The organism is Mycobacterium sp., assembly GCF_032162605.1.
Classification (GTDB): Bacteria; Actinomycetota; Actinomycetes; order Mycobacteriales; family Mycobacteriaceae; genus Mycobacterium.
In genome coordinates this window covers 1-6965 of the sequence record NZ_JAVROT010000437.1, presented here as the reverse complement: position 1 = coordinate 6965, position 6965 = coordinate 1, and the positions used below count along the sequence as shown (strand labels likewise).

Here is a 6965-nt window from a genome sequence, read left to right as displayed (position 1 = left end):
GCCGAGGCTGCCCAGATCGCGCGCCATCGTCAGGCACATCCCCGCGATGCCTGCCTTGGACGCGGTGTAGGCCACCTGCCCGATCTGGCCCTCGAACGCCGCGATCGAGGCGGTGTTGATGATCACGCCGCGCTCCTCGGCGTCATCGTCCACGGGATCGTTCTTGCTCATGTGGAACGCCGCCAGCCTGCTGATGTTGAAGCTGCCGACGAGGTTGAGATCGATGGTGGCCCGGAAGGAGTCCAGGCCGTGCGGGCCGTCCTTCTTGATGGTGCGTTCGCCGATGCCGCCGCCCGCGGTGGTCACGATGACGTGAAGTCCGCCGAGGCCGTCGATCGCCTGCTGCAGCACCTCCTCGGTGCCTGCGAAGTCAGTCACGTCGACTTCGTGGAAGGCCGCCCCGATCCCGGCGGCGACGTCCTTGCCGTCCGACTGCGGCCGGTCGAGGATCGCCACGTTCGCTCCGCGTGCCGCGAGTGATTCCGCAGTTGCCCGTCCGAAGCCCGACGCACCGCCCACGATGATCGCCTTCTTACCCGAGATCTCCATCTAGCTCCCTTTCCAAAACGAGGTCAGAATGTAAAGCAACCTAGCCGACGTCACTTTCCGGTAAGCCTTTCGGGTCAACATCTCGGTACCGTGGTCGCATGGCCCAAACGGCTGACCACCCGCCCTTCGTCAGCGAAGAGGCTCCACCCCGCCCGAGCGGACTGGTCGGCATCGCCGCCGCGGCAGTCGCTCTCGGCGTGGCCCAACTGACGGCGGTCGCGTTCGGCCCGGAGGCCGACTCGAGAACCGCCATCGGCTCTGCCGCCATCGATCTCACGCCCGGCCCGGTCAAGGAATGGGCCATCCAGTTGTTCGGCACGTCCGACAAGTTGTTCCTGACTGTCGTGATCCTGGTCGCGATCGGCGTGATAGCTGCACTGACGGCGCAATACGAGACACGTCGAATACCGTTGGGCAGCATCGCGATCGCGCTGGCGGGCTTCGCCGGATGCGCAGCGGTGCTGAGCCGTTCGGGCGCGTCCGCCGTCGACGTGGTGCCCACGCTGATCGGCACGGTGTGCGGCGTGCTGGCGCTGCGGTTCCTCGTCTCGGGCCGCATCGCCGATCCGAAGCCCGCCGAGACTTCGGCGGACCAGCAGGCACCCGACCCGGGGCGTCGGCTGTCCCTGGTGACGATCGGGTTCATCGGTGCGGGAGTCCTGACCGGCGTGGCGGGTGTTGTGCTCAACCGGCTCAGTTCCTCGGTGTCGGGCGACCGCACCGCGTTCACGCTACCGACGATGCGCGGCGCGGCCCCGCCCGCGCCGCCTCCCTCCGTTCAGCCTGCCGGTGTCGCGGTGACGCCGTTCATCACCCCGAACGACGACTTCTACCGGATCGACACCGCGTTGAGCGTGCCGCAGCTCAGCCGTGCGGACTGGCGCCTCCGGATCCACGGAATGGTGGATCACGAGGTGACGCTCACGTTCGACGATCTCCAGCGTTTCGACGTCGTCGAAGAGATCGTGACGCTGACGTGCGTGTCCAATCCGGTCGGCGGCGACCTCGTGTCGAACGCCAAGTGGACGGGTTACCGTGTTCGAGATCTGTTGGCCGGTGCCGGTATTCACCCCGATGCCGACATGGTGCTGTCGACGTCGATCGACGGGTTCACCGCGGGCACCCCGGTTGAGGCGCTCACCGACCAACGCGACGCCCTCCTGGCGATCGGGATGAACGACGCTCCGCTGCCCATCGAGCACGGGTATCCGGCGCGTCTGGTCGTGCCCGGCCTCTACGGTTACGTGTCGGCGACCAAGTGGCTCGTCGACCTGGAGCTCACCCGCTTCGATCGCGCAGAGTCGTATTGGACCCGGCTCGGGTGGTCGCCCCGCGGACCCATCAAGACCGAATCCCGCATCGACGTTCCCAAGAGCGGTCAGGTCGTCGCTCGTGGCCCGGTGAACTTCGGCGGCGTGGCTTGGGCGCAGCAGCGCGGTATTCAGGCCGTCGAGGTGCAGATCGACGACGGCCCGTGGCAGCAGGCTCAGCTCGGCGCAAGCTACTCCAAGGACACCTGGCGGCTGTGGAGCTTCGCGTGGCAGGCCGACCAGCCCGGCAGCCACCAGATCGCCGTGCGTGCGACCGACGGCGCGGGTGCCGTGCAGACGTCCGAGCAGGCCGACGTGGTACCCGACGGAGCGTCGGGCTGGCACACGGTGTCGTTCACCGTGAAGTAGCCCGGTCGTCGGCTGTCCGACCCACGTGCCAGGCTGAACGGGTGCTGCTCGTCGACGTCGCCATCGCGTCCGCCGAAGTCGGTGCCGTTTCGGCGCGCTCGGCAAAGATCAGTCGCATCGCGGCACTGTTGACCGCGGCGGCCGGCGAGGCCGTGCCCGAGCTCGTCGCCGTCGTGGTCGCGTGGATGTCCGGCGAGTTGCCACAGCGTCAGATCGGCATCGGGTGGGCCGCACTCCGCGCACTGCCTCAGGCCGCCGAGGAGCCGTCGCTCACGGTGGCAGGCGTCCACACCGCGTTCACCGAGATCGGGCTCGTCTCCGGCAAGGGCTCGCAGGCCCGTCGCACCGAGTTGGTGTCGGCGCTGTTCGCGGCCTCCACCGACGCCGAGCAGACATTCCTGCGGCGCCTGCTGAGTGGTGAGTTGCGCCAGGGCGCGCTCGTCGGCGTGATGGCCGACGCAGTCGCCAAGGCCGCCGACGTGCCGGCGGCCGACGTGCGGCGCGCCGCGATGCTGGGCGGCGATCTGCCTGCCGTCGCGGCGGCGGCGTTGACCGACGGCCGCGCCGCGCTCGCGGAGTTCACCCTTCGGGTCGGCCGCCCGGTAGGCCCGATGCTCGCGCAGACCGCCACGGGTGTCGCGGACGCACTCGAAAAGTTGGGCGGGACTGCCATCTTCGAGGCGAAGCTGGACGGAGTCCGGGTTCAGATCCACCGTTCGGGTGACATCGTGTCGGTGTACACCCGCAGTCTCGACGACGTCACCGTGCGGCTGCCCGAGGTGGTCGACGCAGCGCTCGCGCTTCCGGTCACCACGTTCATCGCCGACGCCGAGGCCATCGCGCTGCGCCCAGACGGCCGGCCACATCGGTTTCAGGTGACGGCGTCGCGGTTCGGCCGCGGCGGTGGCCGAGGCGGCAACGACCAACGGTCGGGAGAGGGCGGGAGAGACAGAAGCTCCGACGTCGTGGCCGCCCGCGTTGCACAGCCCCTGTCGGTGTTCTTCTTCGACCTGTTGCACCTCGACGGCGTCGACCTCCTCGACCTGCCCGCTACGGAGCGCCTCTCGGCCCTCGACGCGATCGTGTCCGCCGCTCAACGGGTGGACCGCTTGACCACGTCCGACCGGGAGGCCGCCGCGATGTTCCTCGCGGCGACGCTGGACGCCGGACACGAAGGCGTGATGGCGAAGTCGCCGACGGCGGCGTACGAGGCGGGCCGTCGCGGCGCCGGGTGGTTGAAGGTCAAGCCCGTGCACACCCTCGACCTCGTCGTGCTCGCGGTGGAATGGGGCTCGGGCAGGCGCGCGGGCAAGCTGTCCAACATCCACCTCGGCGCGCGCGATCCGTCGACGGGTGGATTGGTCATGCTGGGCAAGACCTTCAAGGGCATGACCGACGCGATGCTCGAGTGGCAGACCAGCCGCTTCCTCGAACTCGCGGACGGACCGACGGACGGCTACGTCGTCAAACTGCGGCCCGAGCAGGTGGTCGAGATCGCCCTCGACGGTGTGCAGACCTCCGCCCGCTATCCCGGCGGGATGGCGCTGCGCTTTGCGCGCGTGCTGCGCTACCGCGAGGACAAGGGCCCAGGCGAGGCAGACACAGTGGACACCGTACGGACCCTCTACGAACGCTGATGGCTAGCGTCGGTGGGCTTCTTGCGCGGCACGCTCCACGCCAAGGCGGTACTGCGCCCACCACGCCTGATCGCCGGGAGCCATGTTGTCGCGGTCCCGCCGCGAACCGACAGAGCCGTCGATCAATTCTCTGACGACGTCGGCGTGCCCTGCATGCCTGTGCGTTTCGGCGGTCATGTGCACCAGGATCTGGTGCAACGTCACGACTCGGCGTTCCGGCGGCCAGTGCTCGACCGGTCCGGTGGAATCGAGCGCTGAGGAACGTATCGTCGCATCCGAATGCGAGCATGCGCGGCGATACCACTCAACGATGTCATCGCGTGACTCGCCGGCCGTAGCCCACATTCCGCGCCGAAGTAGCCCGACTAGCAGCCAACGAGGTGCTTGACCAGCCCAAGGAGATTGGTACCTGTCGGTGCGAGTGGTCGACGCATGTCGTACTCGGTCACCTCCAACTTCCATGACATCGCGTCGCGGCCAGCCTGGAGGTAGTCGTGCAAGTTTTCCTTGAATTCCTCATCGCCCATCGACCTGCCCATTGACACCAGGATCGGTCGCCGCCCGCTCGTACGCAACTGGCATTTCCTTGCAGACTGCGGTCCACCATGTCCTCACCGCATGTCGAACTGACCGAAAGCGGAGTGTTCCGACAAATCGCCTCGCGCACGATGAAAGGATCAGACCATGGCTACACCAACCGCTTCGGGCCGCGTCGAGGAGACCGACGGCGACCTCACCTACGTCCGGACGGACGCCGACCTGCCACCGGTGGCGATCATCGACCGGTCACCGATCACGACGAAACACAAGATCGTCTTCGCCGTCATCGCCCTGCTCGGGGCGATTGCCTGGGCGGTAATCGCCTTCTTCCGCGGGGAGACGGTGAGCGCGGTCTGGTTCGTCATCGCCGCCATCTGCACCTACGTGATCGGGTTCCGGTTCTACGCCCGACTGATCGAGATGAAGATCGTTGCCCCGCGCGACGACTACGCGACACCCGCCGAGGTGTTCGAGAACAGCACCGACTACATGCCGACGGACCGTCGGGTGCTGTTCGGTCATCACTTCGCGGCGATCGCAGGCGCGGGCCCGTTGGTGGGTCCGGTCCTGGCCATGCAGATGGGTTATCTGCCTGGCACCATCTGGATCATCGTCGGCGCGGTCGTCGCCGGCTGCGTCCAGGACTACCTGGTGCTGTCCATCTCAGTCCGCAGGCGCGGTCGCTCGCTCGGTCAGATGGCGCGCGACGAACTGGGCACAATCGGCGGTATCGCCGCGATCGTCGGCGTGCTCGTCATCATGGTCATCCTGCTGGCCGTGCTCGCGCTCGTCGTCGTCAATGCCCTCGCCGAAAGCCCCTGGGGCGTCTTCTCCATCGCAATGACCATCCCCATCGCCATCTTCATGGGGCTGTATCTGCGGTTCCTGCGTCCGGGCCAGATCTCCGAGGTGTCACTGATCGGCGTCGTGCTGCTGCTCCTTGCCGTGGTATCCGGCGGCTGGGTAGCCGAAACAGCCTGGGGCGTCGACTGGTTCACGCTCTCGAAGGTCACCCTGTCGTGGTGCATCATCGCGTACGGTCTCGCCGCCTCGGTGTTGCCGGTGTGGCTCCTGTTGGCCCCGCGCGACTACCTGTCGACGTTCATGAAGGTCGGCACCATCATCCTGCTGGCCATCGGCATCCTGGTCGCCCGCCCGATCATGGAGGCGCCTGCAGTTTCGACGTTCGCTTCCAGCGGCACCGGACCGGTGTTCGCAGGCGCCCTCTTCCCATTCCTGTTCATCACCATCGCCTGCGGAGCGCTGTCCGGTTTCCACTCCCTCATCTCCTCGGGCACCACGCCCAAGCTGCTGGAGAAGGAAAGCCAGATGAGGCTGATCGGCTACGGCGGCATGCTGACCGAGTCGTTCGTCGCGATCATGGCGCTGATCACTGCGGCGATCCTCAACCAGCACCTGTACTTCGCCATCAACGCGCCTGCCGCCTCCACGGGTACCACCGCGCAGACGGCGGCCGACTACGTCAACGGGCTCGGGCTGTCTGGGTCACCGACCACCGGCGAGCAGATCACCGCTGCGGCGGAAAGCGTCGGTGAGGATTCCATCGTCTCGCGCACGGGTGGTGCGCCGACGTTGGCGTTCGGCATGTCGGAGGTACTGCACCAGGTCTTCGGCGGCCAAGGCCTCAAGGCGTTCTGGTACCACTTCGCGATCATGTTCGAGGCGCTGTTCATCCTCACCACGGTCGACGCAGGCACTCGGGTCGCGAGGTTCATGTTGTCCGATGGGCTGGCCAATCTCGGTGGCCCACTGAAGAAGTTGCGCAATCCGAGTTGGCGCATCGGCGCGTGGGCCTGCAGCGTCATCGTGGTGGCCGCGTGGGGCAGCATCCTGCTGATGGGCGTCACCGATCCCCTGGGCGGGATCAACACGCTCTTCCCACTCTTCGGCATCGCCAATCAGCTGCTGGCGGCCATCGCGCTGACGGTCGTCACGGTCGTGATCATCAAGCGCGGATTGCTGAAATGGGCGTGGATTCCCGGTGTTCCGTTGATGTGGGACCTGATCGTGACGATGACGGCATCCTGGCAGAAGATCTTCTCCGGTGATCCCAAGGTCGGCTACTGGACCCAGCACTTCCAGTACCGCGACGCCAAGGATGCGGGCAAGACGGCGTTCGGCGCGGCCAAGGACGCAGGCCAGCTCGACGCCGTGATCCGCAACACGTTCATCCAGGGCACGCTTTCGGTCGTATTCGCCGTTCTGGTGATGATCGTCTTCGCAGCGGGAGCCGTGGTCGCGCTCAAGGCGATCCGCGGCGGCGGACGCCCGCTCAGCGCGGACGAGCCGGTGCCGTCGCGGATCTTCGCCCCGTCGGGAATGATTCCGACCGAAGCCGAGAAGGAGGTGCAGAAGCAGTGGGACGCGCTACCGAAATCGCACGCCAGATCAGTTGGTACTTCAGCTCATTGATGGGCGACAACCACTACCAGCGCTACCTGGTTCACCGGGAGCGCACCCATCCCGGCGAACCGGTCTGCTCCGAGCGTGAGTACTGGCGAATGCGGCACGACGCGACGGAGCGCAATCCACAGAGCCG

Annotated in this window: 5 protein-coding genes and 1 pseudogene; 4 read left to right on the top strand and 2 right to left on the bottom strand. The window is 66.9% G+C overall.

Annotated features, from left to right (window positions below; translation table 11 throughout):
• Window positions 1-549 (bottom strand): SDR family NAD(P)-dependent oxidoreductase (locus tag QOI01_RS24420; protein WP_526385546.1); only part of this gene is annotated, 549 nt, incomplete at its 3' end.
• A gap of 98 nt (window positions 550-647) precedes the next feature.
• Between QOI01_RS24420 and QOI01_RS24415 the strand changes: the two genes are divergently transcribed.
• Together QOI01_RS24415 and QOI01_RS24410 are read left to right on the top strand one after the other, a co-directional pair.
• Window positions 648-2228 (top strand): molybdopterin-dependent oxidoreductase, encoded by a 1581-nt coding sequence (locus tag QOI01_RS24415; RefSeq protein WP_526385544.1) that lies wholly within the window; start codon window positions 648-650, stop codon window positions 2226-2228.
• Window positions 2229-2269: 41 nt separating this feature from the next.
• A complete protein-coding gene (locus QOI01_RS24410; protein ID WP_526385542.1) occupies window positions 2270-3865 on the top strand; it encodes an ATP-dependent DNA ligase in 1596 nt (531 codons plus the stop codon).
• Window positions 3866-3868: 3 nt separating this feature from the next.
• Here the strand turns inward: QOI01_RS24410 and QOI01_RS24405 are convergent.
• Window positions 3869-4392, bottom strand: a pseudogene (locus tag QOI01_RS24405) (mycothiol transferase).
• A gap of 157 nt (window positions 4393-4549) precedes the next feature.
• On the opposite strand from QOI01_RS24405, the gene QOI01_RS24400 reads away from it, so the two are divergent.
• Together QOI01_RS24400 and QOI01_RS24395 are read left to right on the top strand one after the other, a co-directional pair.
• The gene (locus QOI01_RS24400) at window positions 4550-6838 is read left to right on the top strand and encodes a carbon starvation CstA family protein (RefSeq protein ID WP_526385540.1); all 2289 of its coding nucleotides are present in this window, start codon (window positions 4550-4552) and stop codon (window positions 6836-6838) included.
• The coding region (locus tag QOI01_RS24395; RefSeq protein ID WP_526385548.1) for a CstA-like transporter-associated (seleno)protein at window positions 6838-6965 on the top strand (128 nt) is incomplete at its 3' end. The genes QOI01_RS24400 and QOI01_RS24395, both read left to right, overlap by 1 nt.